Origin of the sequence: Opacimonas viscosa (assembly GCF_024199005.1) — a bacterium.
Taxonomy (GTDB): domain Bacteria; phylum Pseudomonadota; class Gammaproteobacteria; order Enterobacterales; family Alteromonadaceae; genus Opacimonas; species Opacimonas viscosa.
In genome coordinates, this window is the sequence record NZ_JANATA010000118.1 from 1 (window position 1) to 273 (window position 273).

At 49.1% G+C, this 273-nt stretch carries 1 pseudogene; it reads left to right on the forward strand.

The features are described from left to right. Nucleotides 1-273: pseudogene (locus NLF92_RS12935) on the forward strand (GMC family oxidoreductase); the annotation flags it as partial.

Sequence of the window (273 nt, forward strand, 5' to 3'; positions counted from 1 at the left end):
TGTAAAGCGAGAGAGGGCTATGCCGTGGCGTTAGGGGCCTTGCCTTCCTACGTAAAAGCCACCGCAGACTATGCGTTTAGGCGCAAAGGTATTTTCTCGTCCAACATTGCCGAAGCAGGTGGCTTTGTTAGCTCAAGCTTAGCGACACAAGGTCCAGACATCCAGTTTCACTTTCTACCGGCAATTTTAAACGACCATGGAAGACAGTTAGCTTTTGGTTACGGTTATGGCCTTCACGTATGCTGTCTATACCCCAAAAGTCGCGGCACTATT